Here is a 12,816-nt window from a genome sequence, read left to right on the forward strand (position 1 = left end):
GGTTCGCGGGGGACGCCGCAAGTACGTCCCTGTAGGCTTGGCCGCGGCATCCATGCCGCGGACACCCCCGCGAACCCAACCCGCCCGGCCCCTGACAGTTTCCGCGGGCGTCCAGCCCACGGAGAAGAAAAAAAAGAGCAAACAGCAACACCAACAGCAAAAGCGGCCGATGGGCTGCTTTTGCTTCTGCTCTTCTTTTTTCTTCTGCGTGGGTTGGACGCCGCACAGATCTGTCAGAGGCCGGATGGGTCGGGCCGGGCGGGGTATCCGCGCCATGGATGGCGCGGCTAAGCCCCCAGGGATGGGTTCACGGCGTCCCCGCCTGGCTCGACCCATCCGGCCCAACCGATAACCGCATGCCGCGACCAACCCACGAGGGGCGGCGCCGTTGGCCGGAACCTCACTTGGCCGGCGACATCCACATGTCGATGACCGCGCTTAACACTTCGGTCCCTGCACGGTCGCGCACGCTCACCGTCACCGGCAGCGCATAGCCCTGGGCCGCGACCACGATCGGCTGCGCCGGCAGTGCCACCGCCTGCAGCGTGCCGCGTGCCTTGGCCAGGTACTGCACCTGCATGCCCTTGGGGATCCAGCGCATGCCCTTCGGCAGTGATGCATCAACCATCAGCCCGGCCGTCAGTTCGGCCAGATTGCACATCGCGATCGCGTGCACCGTGCCGATGTGGTTGCGCACCCTGCGCCGGTCCACCAGCGTACCTTCGCAACGGCCGTTTTCCAGGCGGGTGATGCGCGGCGCGATGCTGGCGAAGTAGGGCGCCTTGAAGCACACCGCGCGCGAGAACAGCCAGGTGCCGGCAGGCCAGCGCTGCAGGCGGTTGTAGAGCGAGAGCAGGGGCGTGGACATGGTGGGATTCCGTTGGGCGGATAAAGCGACGGCGGGCCGAGGCCCGCCGTCGAGGCAACGCGTGTCGCGGGCGATCAGGCGGCCTGCGAGTGCGGGTCCTTGTGCTGGCGGTCGTAGTAGCTGGCCGCGCGCAGTTCGTGGGTGTCGAAGTCGTCCACGGTGATGGTGTCCAGGGTCAGCGTGCGCAGCTCTTCCAGCAGCGTGCGCTCGTCCTGGGTGATCACACCTTCGGCCACGGCTTCGTCCAGCTGGCTCTGGAAGTCCAGCGCCTCGATGCCCTTGCTCTTCAGCGCCTTCAGGAACTTGCGCTCCACCGGCTCGGCCATGATGGCCTTGGCCAGATAGCTGTTGATGCGGCCGCCCGGGTTGTTCTCGCACGGGGTCAGGAACACACCCTGTGCCAGGCGGTCGCGCGCTTCGTTCGGCGCCATCAGCAGAGCGGCGACGCGACGGCTCAGGCGATCACCCGGTGCTTCGGCGCGGCGGCCCAGCGGGAAGATCAGTGCCCACATCAGCCAGCCGATCGGACGGATCGGGAAGTTGCGCAGGGCGGCCGACAGCGATTCTTCGATCTTGTGCACGCTGTCATGGAAGGCCCACGCCAGCAGCGGCTGGTCGGCCTGCGGTGCGCCCTCATCGTGGTAGCGCTTGAGCATGGCGCTGGTCATGTAGATGTGGCTCAGCACATCGCCCAGGCGGCCGGACAGCGATTCCTTGAACTTCAGCTTGCCGCCGAGCGTCATCATCGAGATGTCGGCCATCAGCGCCAGATTGGCCGAATAGCGGTCCAGCTTGCGGAAGTAACGGCGGGTGTAGGCATCGCCCGGGGCGGCACCGAAGCGGGCGCCGGTCAGGCCGAACCAGAACGAGCGCACGGCGTTGGAAATGCCGTAGCGGATGTGGCCGAACAGGCTGCGGTCGAATTCCTGCAGGCCGGCACGGGTATCCGGATCCTGTGCAGCCTTCATCTCCTTCAGCACCCACGGGTGGCAGAGAATCGCACCCTGGCCGAAGATCAGCAGGCTGCGGGTCATGATGTTGGCGCCTTCCACGGTGATCGCGATCGGCGCAGCCTGCCAGCTGCGGCCGGCGAAGTTGCGCGGGCCGAGGATGATGCCCTTGCCGCCGATGACATCCATCACGTCCGAGATCACCTCGCGGCTCATGCTGGTGCAGTGGTACTTGGCGATCGCCGACGGTACCGATGGCACGTCGCCGCGGTCGACGGCGGCAGCCGTGGCCTGCGACAGCGCGCTGATCTTGTAGGCCTTGCCGCCGATACGGGCCAGTGCTTCCTCCACGCCTTCAAAGCGGCCGACCGACAGGCCGAACTGCTTGCGGATGCGCGCGTAGGCGCCGGTCACCGCAGCGCCGGCCTTGGCGCCACCGCTGGCGGTGGACGGCAGCGTGATCGAACGGCCCACAGCCAGGCATTCGTTGAGCATGTTCCAGCCCTTGCCGGCCATGGCAGCGCCGCCGATGAGCTGGGTCAGCGGGATGAACACGTCCTTGCCGCGAATCGGGCCGTTCTGGAAGGTCGAGTTCAGCGGGAAGTGGCGGCGGCCGATTTCGACGCCGGCGGTATCGCGCGGCAGCAGGCCCAGAGTGATGCCGATGTCGCGGGTCTCGCCGATCAGGCCATCCGGGTCGTACATGCGGAAGGCCAGACCGATCAGCGATGCGACCGGAGCCAGGGTGATGTAACGCTTGTCGAACGTCAGCCTGACGCCCAGCACCTGCTCGCCATTCCATTCGCCCCGGCAGACGATGCCGTAGTCGGGAATCGAGGTGGCATCGGAGCCGGCAAACGGGCCGGTCAGGCCGAAGCAGGGCACTTCACGACCGTCGGCCAGACGCGGCAGGTACTGGTCCTTCTGCTCCTGGGTGCCGTAATGCACCAGCAGTTCGCCCGGACCCAGCGAGTTCGGCACGCCGACGGTCGAGCTGACCACCGAGGATACCGAGGCCAGCTTCTGGATCACCTTGTGGTGGGCCAGCGCAGAGAAGCCCAGGCCGCCGTATTCCTTCGGGATGATCATGCCGAAGAACTTGTTCTTCTTGATGAAGGCCCACAGCTCCGGCGGCAGGTCGGCGTGGACGTGGGTGATCTCCCAGTCGTTGACCATCCGGCACAGCTCTTCCACCGGGCCGTCGAGGAAGGCCTGCTCCTCGGCGGTCAACTGCGGCTTGGGATAGTTGAGCAGGATGTTCCAGTCCGGATCGCCGGTGAACAGCTCGCCTTCAAAACCGACCGAGCCGGTTTCCAGTGCGATGCGCTCGGTCTGCGACAGCGGCGGCAGTACCTTGCGGAACACCTTCATCATCGGACCGGTCAGCAGCGGCTTGCGGATGAACGGCAGCAGCAGCGGTACAGCGATCACGGCCAGCACGGCGGCGGCGACGATCGTGGCGGTCTGGTTGACGTAGGGGATGAACCAGCAGGCGACCAGCAGCGCGGCGCTGATCAGCGTCCAGGTGACCAGCCGCATGCGGTGGTAGGCGGCGAATGCACCTGCCAGCAGCAGGGCAAGGAAGGGAAGAACGATGCTCATGAGCGTGCTCCGGTGACGTGCTCGTTTGTGACGGACGAAGCTGCGGCGTCCACCGCAGGCAACACGTCCAGATAGTCCAACACAGTAGCGGTAAAGGCGTCGTTGTCGTCGCCGGCGACCATGTGCGTGGCCTGCGGCAACTGCACGTGGCGCGCGTGCGGGGCCAGCGCCAGGAATTCGGCCACGGTCTGCGGCGTGACCAGGTCACTGCGACCCCCACTGACCAGCAGCATCGGGCACTTCACCTGCCGCGCGGCATCGGCCAGCGCATCCTGGTGCTGCTCGCTGTCGCGGGCCAGCTCGGCGACCAGGCGCGGATCCCAGTGCCAGCGCCAGCGGCCGTGACCATCCTCGCGCAGCAGCGCGCGCAGCGACTGCTCGGATTTGCGAGGCCGGTGCGGCATGTAGGCGGAAATCACGTCGGCGGCCTGGGCCAGCGAGGCGAAGCCATCGGGATGGGCGGTCATGAAGGCGAGGATGCGCTCCACGCCCGCGGTATCCCAGCGCGGGGTGATGTCCACCAGCACCATCGCCGAGAACAGGCCCGGCCAGCGCGATTCGGCCAGCAGGCCGAACAGGCCGCCCATCGAGGCGGCGACCAGCACCGGCGGGCGCGGCTGTTCGCCGGCCAGCACGATCAGGTCGTCGGCGAACTGCTCGCCGTGATAGGGCAGGTCGGCGGCATTCCAGTCCGAATCGCCGTGACCGCGGGCGTCGTAGGCCAGCGTCTGCAGGCCGGCAGCAGACAGCGCGCGGGCCGTGGCGTTCCAGGCATGCCGGGTCTGCCCGAAACCGTGGGCGAACAGCACCCGGCCGCGGCGGCCGTGATCGCTGGCCGTGGCGGCCAGCCGTGTGCCGTGCGCGGCTTCCAGACGCAGGTCGTGGAACGCAACGGGTGTGGGGGAAGTAACCATACTTGCTAGTATGGATCGGTTGCGGGGGATGTCAATACTGCATGGTATGGTGCGGCGCGTCAGGTGGCCGGTCTGCACAGCGGAGCCCTTCGGCTGCATCCGCGTACTGCAACGAACCCCGCCGTATGGTTAAATCACTCCATGAATCAACCTGACGCTTCTGCCGGCGAACCGCGCGCCGGCCGCAACAGCCGCCTGAGCGCCGAAGACTGGGCCCAGGCGGCCCTCGATCTGATTGCTGAACAAGGCGTGGGTGCCGTCGCGGTGGAACCGCTGGCGCGGCGCCTCGGCGTCACCAAGGGCAGCTTCTACTGGCATTTCCCCTCGCGCGACGCCCTGCTGCAGGCGGCGTTGGAGCGGTGGGAGCTGTTCGAGCAGGAGCAGGTGTTCGGCAGCCTGGAAGACGTGCCGGATCCGCGCGCGCGCCTGCGTCAGCTGTTCCAGATGGTGGCGCACGAAGTGCAGCCGCACATCATCTACAGCGAGCTGCTGAAGGCGCTGGACCATCCGATGGTGCGGCCGGTCATCGACCGCGTTTCGCAGCGTCGCCTCGATTACCTGATCGCCTCGTTCCGTCAGGCAGGCCTGAGCTCCACCGACGCACGCCATCGTGCGCGCCTGGCCTATGCGGCCTATGTGGGCTTCCTGCAGCTGTCGCTGCAGCTGCAGCAGCCGAAGCAGGCGCGGGAGGATTTCGAGGCCTATGTCGAACACCTGATCGAGACGCTCATTCCGAACGGCTGACGGTTTCCGTTGCCCACGAGAAAGCCGCGACCTGATCGCGGCTTTTTTGTTGCCGGTGCAGGGTGGTACGCGCCGGCAGTGCAGAAAGAACAACGGCCCCTTGCGGGGCCGTTGCTGCAGTCATCGATCGATCAACCGATCAGAACTTCTGCTGGTACTTCATGTATACGAAGCGACCGATGTCGTAACCACCGTAGTACGAGTAGCCCGAGTTCGGCTGGGCGTAGGCCGGAGCCGCCCAGTGATCGAACACGTTGTTGGCACCGACGGCCACGGTCGCATTCCACGGCAGATTGTAGGACACCTGCAGGTCGTGGAAAGTGTTGGAGCCCAGCTCGTTCTTCGGCGTGATCTGGCCCTGCGTATCCGGTGCACTGAAGTCCGGCAGGGTGCAGCGGTCGTCGAAGTAGCAATCTTCCTTGGTGCCCGAGTAATAACGCGCGGTCCAGGAGACCGACAGGTTCTCCAGCTGCCAGTTGATGGTCAGGTTTGAACGGATACGGAAGTTGCCTTCGAAGCCGTTCTGCTGGGTCGGCGGATTGTCGGTGTTGTCCTGCTTGATCTCGTTCTTCGTGACGTAGGTGTTCTGCCACGACGTGGTGAAGTTGCCGAAACCGGTCTCGAAGCGGTAGTTCACGTCAAAGTCGAAGCCTTCGGTCTCGACATAGCCGGCATTGCGCAGTGCGAACTCCAGATCGGTGATGTTGCCGTTGGCGTTACGCGTGAAGCCGGTGCAGCGGGATTCGATGCCACGCAGGTAGCAGTCGTTCAGCAGGTCGGTCGGCGTGTCGGCAACGATGGTGTTTTCGATGCGGATGTTCCACCAGTCCAGCGAGGCGTTGAAGCCGCTCAGGAATGCCGGGCTCCACACCACGCCGATGGTCTTGGACGTAGAGGTTTCCGGCGTCAGGCCCGGCGTCGAACCGGTGATGAACGGGGTGTCGCTGGCCTCACCAGGACCCTGTGCCGGGCCACTGCTGGAGGTGTTCGGCTGGCGGAAGCCGGCCGGCACGTCGGCCAGGCAGCGCGCGTTGCCTGCGGCTGGGCCGAAGCTGGTGTCACATGGATCCGTGTAGCTCGGGAACGTCTGCGAGATACCGCCGTACAGGTCGGCCACGGTCGGGGCGCGGAAGCCTTCCGACCAAGTGCCGCGGATCAGGATCGAGTCCACCGGCTTCCACTTCAGGCCGAACTTGCTGTTCAGCGTGTCGCCGAAGGTGTCGTAATCCGAGTAACGGGTGGCGGCGGTCAGGGTCAGTTCCTTCGCGCCCGGCAGGTCGGCCAGGATCGGGATCTGCAGTTCTGCGTAGATTTCGTTGAGGTTGTAACCACCCTGCGTCGGGCCTGCGGCCAGATCGGTCGAGATGCCGGTCTGGGCCAGCGCGTCCGGCGAGAACGAACCGCTTTCTTCACGACGCTCCACGCCGATCGCCACGCCCAGATCACCCGCCGGCAGGGTTGCGATGGTGCCGGCGATATTGGCGAAGTAGTTCTTGGTCGTGGTGCGCGACAGCGCTTGGCCCGGCTGATACAGATAGGCCTGCACGTCGGGATCGGCAAGGCTGTTCGGCGAGTTGTAGCCGTTCGGAATAAGCGGGTTCCACGGGGTGCAGGCCCCGGGGCCGCTACCCAGCGGGATCGGGGAATCCGGGGTGCCGCACTGTGCCTGGCCGTTGGCGTTGATGAAGGACGGACCTGTAGCCTGACCAACCGCGTAGGTGTTCAGGTTGCCGGTGCTGACCTGGGTGCCCTTGTTCTGGTTGTACAGATAGCCGGCTTCCCAGTCCCAGTAGCGCTCGCCGGTCTGGAACGAACCGCTGAACACGCCGGTGAAGCGGGTGGTGGTCAGGCTGTTGTGCACTTCGCGGGGTACTTCCCAACCGCGACGGACATAATCGACGTCTTCGCCTACCGGGTTGTAGATGCTGTCCGCCGACAACGGGCCGGCCAGCGGGTAGTCCTCGCTGAAGAACGGATAGCCGGCGTTCTGCGCGAACGACTCACGGTCGGTGTACATGACGCTGGTGTCGAAGCGCACGTTGTCGGTGAAATCGAAGCGGCCGTTCAGGAAGGCCGACTTGCGCTTGATGCCGCTGTACACGGTCGAGGCCAACGCGGGATTGGAGACGTCGATGGACGGGTTGACAAGGCGGTAGCTTGCGAAGTCGGACGGATCCAGGCCCGGGACATCACGGCGCAGGGTATAGAGCTGGCCGTTGTAGACGAAGCGGCCCCACTGCGAGGTGCCGGACAGGCCGCCCGGACGCGGGGCGCTCTTCTCGCCGGTCGGGAAGCGGTCACGCGAGAACCAACGGTCCTTTGCCCACACCGGATCTTCATTGGTGTATTCAACACCGGCGGTCAGTGAACCACGCTCACCACGGAAGCCCATGATGAAGTCGTAGTTCTCGCGCTTGCCATCGCCCTGGTCCCACTGGCCGATGTACACGTTGGCTTCCGCGCCTTCGAAATCCTTGCGGGTGATGATGTTCACCACGCCGGCGATCGCGTCCGAACCGTAGATGGTGGAAGCACCGTCCTTCAGGACTTCGATGCGCTCGACCATCGCCGACGGGATCGATGCCACGTCCTGCAGGCCATCGTTGGTGATGCCGAGGCGGCGGCCGTCGATCAGGATCAGGGTGCGGTTCGCACCGAGGTTGCGCAGGTCGATGTAGTAGCCGCCGACGGCTTCACCCGAGCTCAGCGGCGAGGTGCGGCTGATGGCGGGCGAACCGGCGGTCGGGATGTTCTGCAGGATGTCGGCGACCGACTTGAAGCCCTGCTTCTCGATCTGGTCACGGCTGATGGTCATCACCGGCTGTGCAGTTTCGGTGTCGACCTGGCGGATGCGCGAACCGGTGACCTCGATGCGATCGAGGTTGGTGGCATCCTGGGCCTGTGCCGTCGCCGTGGTGGCACCGGCAACAAGCGCGATCACAACTGCATCGCGCAGCTGGCTGGACTTGAGTTTCATTGGCTCTCTCTCTCCAAGAAATCTTGGCTGGGGTTATGCCCGGCGGGGAAGCGAAAGTGCGCTTCCAAATCGCGAGGCTGAGCCGATAGTAGCGGGCGCCTGCAAAGAATTAAAGCTGTGTTAATCAAAGCTGTGATTTGTGTAAATTCATGGAATGTCAATACTTTTCAACGGCTTGCAGTAGGGTTTGTGGCATGGTGCCTCGTTTGTTAAAAAAAAATGATGAAAAAAGTTTCCATTGATATGTATCGAAACATGTCGCGGCGGCGAGAAACGCACACATTGCGACAGCGCCGGAGGGGCGCAGAGGGAGTGCGGCACACGCAAACGCAACGGGCGCCTTCCGGCGCCCGCGATGTCACTGCATGAGGGAGGTACGAGCGGTCAGAGATCCTGCTCGTAACGCACATACGGCACGGTGCCGTCGTCGTTGCTCTCGTTGCGTGGAGAGAATGGGTTCTTGCCGCGGCTGATCACGTTCTCGGCGCCGACGGTGAGCTGGCCGGACCACGGCGTCCGCCAGGTCAGGCCGATGCCCAGACCTTCCCACTTGCCAGGGCGGCCGGGTACGTCGACCACGCGGCCGATGATGCTGCCGGTGAAGTTGCCGTAACCGGCGCCGAGGCTGAGGCTCTTGCTGTCCCAGCGATCGACCAGGGCCGGCGAGGCATCGGCCAGCGGAACCAGGCGTGCCTTGGCGTAGGTGCCGGCGATGGACACGAATCCTTCGCGGCCGATGTTTTTCTGCGCGAACACGGTCAGGTCGTTCTGCTCGGCACGCAGGGACGGCGTCTTGTTCGGGCCGGCCAGCCAGGCGGGCAGTGTTTCGCGACCGGTACCGGCGGTGATGCCCAGGCGGCTGCTGCCCCGGTTCAGGGCAGCCGTGCCGGTGAAGCGGCGGCTGCTGAGGTCATCGTCGTCGCCCAGGCTGGCCAGCATGCAGTGGCTGGCCAGACCGCTGATGCTGGTACTGCTGCTGTTGCTGCAGAGCAGGCCCAGCGAGTCGCCCGACGACAGGCCAAAGGCCGCATCCAGCGAATTGCGGCCGAAATGCCAGCGGGCGCCAGCGGCCTGCTCACCGGTGGGTTCCAGGTAGAGCAGGGCTTCGACCTTGCCGCTGCCCTTGTTCCACACCGGCAGCACCGTGCGGGTGTCCTTGCTCTGCGCATGCGCGCCCGCGACCGCGCCAAGGGCGATCAGCAGGGCCAGCGGTAGACGCAGATAGGTACGCATCGGACCAGTTCAGACAGGGACAGACAACGGAAGTTCCCGCAGGGGCGGGGACTCGATCCTAGGGTGTTTATGATTTCTTAACAAGCCTTGATCCTCCCCAGGTGCAAGACCCGCCGCTTACTGAAGGCGTTCAGGTGCCGGAACAGCCCCCTCGGCACCGTGGAACAGTATGCCGAACTCCGTCAACGGGAAGTGATACTCCCGTCCGCAGAATTCGCAGCGGACTTCGACCTCGCCGGTGGCTTCGGCCGCCGCCCGCGCCTCTTCCTCGCCCAGCGACTGCAACATCGAGGCGACCCGCTCGCGCGAGCAGGAGCAGGCAAAGGACAGTGGCTTGCTGCCCATCAGCTCCGGGTTCTCCTCATGGAACAAGCGGTGCAGCAGCTGCTCGGCGGGAGTAGCGAGCAGTTCGGCCCTGCCCAGGGTCTCGAACAGGGCACTGGCGCGTGACCAGCCATCTTCGTCGCCCTCGTCGCCGGGTAGTTTCTGCAGCAGAAGGCCGCTGGCCCCCGTGCGGTCGGCGGCCAGCAGCAGTCGCGTCGGCAACTGCTCGGACTGCCGGAAGTAGTCCTCGAAGGCCTCGTCCAGTTCCGCGGCGCTGAGCCCGACCAGGCTCTGGTAGCGCTGCGGTTCGCGCGGGTCCAGCCCGGGGTTCTCGATGGTGATGGCGAGGAGGGCGTCATCGCCCAGGCTGGACAGGTCGCGCGGCGCGTCGGCGCCCTCGCTGAGCTGGGCGATGCCGCGCAGGGTGCCGGCGGCGGTGCATTCGGCGAACAGCGTGCGCAGCGTGGTGCTGCTGCGCAGCTGGATGGACAGGCGGCCGTCGACCTTGGTGTGGCCGGTGAACAGCGCCGAGGCCACGCAGGCTTCGCCGAGCAGCTCGGCTGCGGCATCCGGGTAATGGGCATGGGACAGGATTTCCTGCCAGGTGGCCTGCAGGCGCACGTGTACGCCGCGGACACCCGCGTCGGGAAGCAGGAAGCGGATCAGGGAATCAGGTTGGGCGGTCATCGGCTCACATCGCGCGGAAACAGGGGTGGTTGCCGGATAATGCGCCGACAGCCAGGCAGAAGAAGGATGCACCACTAATGGGGGCAGGGGGAGAGCAGGACAAGGTGAAGGTGGCCGGGGACGTTCCGCGCCGCCGGCGTTGGCACTGGAAGCGGCTGCTGTGGCTGCCGGTGCTGTTCGTGGCCTTCAGCTGCCTGCAGGTGCTGGTGCTGCGCTTCGTGGATCCGCCCATTTCCAGCGTGATGCTGTGGCGCTACGGGGAGGCGCTGGGTGCGGGCGACTGGGCCTACCGGCTGCACTACCAGTGGCGGGATCTGGACCAGATGGCGCCGAGCCTGCCGATTTCGCTGGTGGCGGCCGAGGACCAGCGTTTCCCCGAACACAGTGGGTTCGATCTGCAGGCCATCGAGAAGGCGCGTGACCACAACGCGCGGGGCGGCCGGCTGCGCGGGGCCAGCACCATCAGCCAGCAGGTGGCCAAGAACCTGTTCCTCTGGCAGGGCCGCAGCTGGATCCGCAAGGGCCTGGAGGTCTGGTACACGGTGCTGATCGAAACGTTGTGGCCCAAGCAGCGGATCCTGGAGATGTACGCGAACATCGCCGAGTTCGGTGACGGCGTGTACGGTGCGCAGGCGGCGGCGAAGACCTTCTGGGGCAAGGACGCCGCGCGCCTCCGCCCGGCCGAGAGCGCACGGTTGGCGGCCGTGTTGCCGGCACCGCGGCGCTACAGCGCGGCCTCGCCCGGTCCCTACGTACAGCGTCGCGCCGCGTGGATCCAGCGCCAGGCCCGGCAGCTGGGCGGCGCTGCGTACCTGGCCGAGGACTGAGGCGGGCGTCTGCGCCGCTCCGCACTGGCGACGTACAATCCGGGCATGATCCGTGAACGCCTCACCGTCGTCATTGCCGCCTGCAACGAAGCTCTGGCGCTGCCGGTACTGCACCCGCGCCTGTGCGCGGTACTGGATGCGATGCCGGACATCGATGGCCACATCCTTTACGTGGACGACGGCAGCCAGGACGGAACCTGGGAGGTGATCGCCACGCTGGCGCAGTCCGAGCCACGCGTGTCGGCGCTGAAGCTGTCGCGCAATTTCGGCAAGGAGGCCGCGCTGACCGCCGGGCTGGATCTCGTCCGCGAGGGTGCGGCGATGATTCTCGATGCCGACGGCCAGGATCCACCGGAACTGCTGCCGCAGTTCGTGGCGCGGTGGCGCGAGGGCTATGACAACGTCTATGGCACGCGCCGGGCGCGCGCGGGCGAGAGCTGGGTCAAGCGTGCGACCGCGGCGATGTTCTACCGGGTGATCGGCCGCCTGTCGCGCACGCCGATTCCCGCCGATACCGGGGACTTCCGCCTGCTGTCGCCACGCGCGCTGAGCGCGTTGCGTGAAATGCGCGAGCGTCACCGTTTCATGAAGGGGCTTTTCAGCTGGGTTGGCTTCCGCCGGGTGGCGGTGCCGTACCAGCGCCACCCGCGGGTGGCCGGCAGCAGCAAGTTCAGCCTGTGGCGGCTGTGGAACTTCGCACTGGAAGGCATCACCGGTTTCTCCACCGTGCCGCTGCGCGCGGCCACCTATCTGGGCCTGGCCACTGCGGCGGTGGCCTTCGTGTTCGGTGTCTGGGTGATCGTGAAGGCCGCGATGTACGGCGACCGCGTGGCGGGCTGGCCGACGATGATGGCGGTGATCCTGTTCCTGGGCGGCGTGCAGCTGATCGCGCTGGGCCTGATCGGCGAGTACCTGGGGCGCCTGTATGAGGAGTCCAAGCAGCGTCCCCTGTACCTGGTTGACGCCTGGCTAGCATCGTCCGTGGCAGACTCCGTCGTGCAACCCACCCTGGGAGGGCAGGCAGATGACGTCGGTACGGCAACTGTTGGACGGCAAGTCCCCTGAAGTGCATGCGGTCGCGCCCGGCGCGGCGGTGATCGATGCGATCCGGCTGATGGCCGAAAAGGGCATCGGTGCGGTGCTGGTGATGGAAGGGCCGCGACTGGTCGGCATCCTGTCCGAACGTGATTACGCCCGCAAGATCGTCCTGCGCGATCGTTCCTCACGCGATACGGCGGTAGCCGAGATCATGACTGCGAAGGTGGTGACGGTGGCGCCCGGCGAACAGGTCGAACATTGCCTGCAGCTGGTCACCGATTACCGTATCCGCCATCTGCCGGTGGTGGAGGGGGGACAGGTGCTGGGCGTGATTTCCATCGGCGATCTGGTGAAGTCGGTGATCGATGCACAGCGCCGCGAGCTGGACCAGCTGCAGCAGTACATCGTGGCGGGATGAGTTTTCGCTGGCGGGCCTGCGGCCCGCCGGCCCGCTGTTCGGAGCCAAAGCCAAAGCCAAAGCCAAAGCGGCGCCTTGCTGATGCGCGGGAAGGCGGAGGGCATGGCCGTGCAGGACACGCCGTAAACCCATCCATGGGGGCTCGATGGCGCCATCCATGGCGCCAACGGTCCTGCACGGCCATGCTCTCCGCTTCTGGATACATTGCTGGGAACGCGGTGGGTAGCGGCCAGC

The 12,816-nt window shown here is 65.9% G+C and carries 10 protein-coding genes; 4 read left to right on the forward strand and 6 right to left on the reverse strand.

The genetic code is table 11. The annotated features are described in order from the left end of the window. Positions 1 to 400 precede the first annotated feature (400 nt). From AC5P76_RS01730 to AC5P76_RS01740, 3 genes are all read right to left on the reverse strand, one after another. A complete protein-coding gene (locus AC5P76_RS01730; RefSeq protein WP_253118628.1) occupies positions 401 to 868 on the reverse strand; it encodes a hotdog fold domain-containing protein in 468 nt (155 codons plus the stop codon). 74 nt (positions 869 to 942) lie between these two features. Then, positions 943 to 3,420, reverse strand: a complete 2,478-nt coding sequence (locus tag AC5P76_RS01735) for an acyl-CoA dehydrogenase (protein WP_065174795.1) — start codon at positions 3,418 to 3,420, stop codon at positions 943 to 945. Continuing rightward, positions 3,417 to 4,334, reverse strand: a complete 918-nt coding sequence (locus AC5P76_RS01740) for an alpha/beta fold hydrolase (RefSeq protein ID WP_065174796.1) — start codon at positions 4,332 to 4,334, stop codon at positions 3,417 to 3,419. Before AC5P76_RS01740 ends, AC5P76_RS01735 begins: the two co-directional genes overlap by 4 nt. 141 nt (positions 4,335 to 4,475) lie before the next feature. Here AC5P76_RS01740 and AC5P76_RS01745 point away from each other — a divergent pair, with 141 nt between their 5' ends. Beyond that, the gene (locus tag AC5P76_RS01745) at positions 4,476 to 5,078 is read left to right on the forward strand and encodes a TetR/AcrR family transcriptional regulator (protein ID WP_053520195.1); all 603 of its coding nucleotides are present in this window, start codon (positions 4,476 to 4,478) and stop codon (positions 5,076 to 5,078) included. A 139-nt stretch (positions 5,079 to 5,217) separates the two neighbouring features. Here the strand turns inward: AC5P76_RS01745 and AC5P76_RS01750 are convergent, their stop codons facing one another. From AC5P76_RS01750 to hslO, 3 genes are all read right to left on the reverse strand, one after another. After that, the gene (locus AC5P76_RS01750; RefSeq protein WP_253118629.1) at positions 5,218 to 8,055 is read right to left on the reverse strand and encodes a TonB-dependent receptor; all 2,838 of its coding nucleotides are present in this window, start codon (positions 8,053 to 8,055) and stop codon (positions 5,218 to 5,220) included. Positions 8,056 to 8,439: 384 nt separating this feature from the next. Further along, positions 8,440 to 9,288, reverse strand: a complete 849-nt coding sequence (locus AC5P76_RS01755; protein WP_128990771.1) for an XOO1806 family protein — start codon at positions 9,286 to 9,288, stop codon at positions 8,440 to 8,442. Between the two features lie 117 nt (positions 9,289 to 9,405). Continuing rightward, positions 9,406 to 10,299 (reverse strand): Hsp33 family molecular chaperone HslO, encoded by an 894-nt coding sequence (gene hslO / locus AC5P76_RS01760; RefSeq protein ID WP_180876610.1) that lies wholly within the window; start codon positions 10,297 to 10,299, stop codon positions 9,406 to 9,408. A 77-nt stretch (positions 10,300 to 10,376) separates the two neighbouring features. Between hslO and mtgA the strand changes: the two genes are divergently transcribed. From mtgA to AC5P76_RS01775, 3 genes are read left to right on the forward strand one after another with little or no spacing between them, the layout of a single operon-like run. Then, entirely contained in the window at positions 10,377 to 11,126 is a 750-nt protein-coding gene (gene mtgA / locus AC5P76_RS01765; protein WP_495222603.1) for a monofunctional biosynthetic peptidoglycan transglycosylase, read from the forward strand. A gap of 45 nt (positions 11,127 to 11,171) precedes the next feature. Beyond that, positions 11,172 to 12,191, forward strand: coding sequence for a glycosyltransferase family 2 protein (locus AC5P76_RS01770; RefSeq protein ID WP_053520200.1), 1,020 nt, complete (start codon positions 11,172 to 11,174; stop codon positions 12,189 to 12,191). Next, positions 12,151 to 12,582, forward strand: a complete 432-nt coding sequence (locus AC5P76_RS01775) for a CBS domain-containing protein (protein WP_053520201.1) — start codon at positions 12,151 to 12,153, stop codon at positions 12,580 to 12,582. Before AC5P76_RS01770 ends, AC5P76_RS01775 begins: the two co-directional genes overlap by 41 nt. The last annotated feature ends 234 nt before the right edge of the window (positions 12,583 to 12,816 follow it).

The sequence above is a fragment of the Stenotrophomonas sp. YJH_SMC_36 genome, assembly GCF_059369935.1.